Source organism: Methylobacterium nigriterrae, assembly GCF_037106235.1.
Classification (GTDB): domain Bacteria; phylum Pseudomonadota; class Alphaproteobacteria; order Rhizobiales; family Beijerinckiaceae; genus Methylobacterium; species Methylobacterium nigriterrae.
The window spans coordinates 1-292 of the sequence record NZ_JBAWTG010000717.1 but is presented as its reverse complement, the minus strand read 5'-3'; the positions used below and the strand labels follow the sequence as shown (position 1 = coordinate 292).

Annotated in this window: 1 pseudogene; it reads right to left on the bottom strand. The window is 74.3% G+C overall.

The features are described from left to right. Positions 1-3: 3 nt before the first annotated feature. Positions 4-292: pseudogene (locus WDW90_RS38855) on the bottom strand (molybdopterin-dependent oxidoreductase); the annotation flags it as partial.

Genomic DNA, 292 nt, shown 5'->3' with positions numbered 1-292 from the left:
CCCTCACGCCGCCTGCACGCGCGTGGTCTCGACCACGTTGCGCATGTAGCCGGCCGGGTTCCAGAGCGGCTCCATCGGCTGGGTCGCCCCGTCATTGCCTGTCGCCCGGACCCGGATGGCGTGCGGGCCCGCCGCCAGATCGGCCTGCAGCGTCCAGGGCCGGAACGAGTAGCGCCCGAGATCCTGGCCGAGTGCGGCCTCCGCCCAGGTCCTGCCGTCGTCGAGCGAGACCGCCACCGTCCTGATGCCCGAGCCGCCGTCGAAGGCGATGCCGCGCAACGGGGTCGGGCCG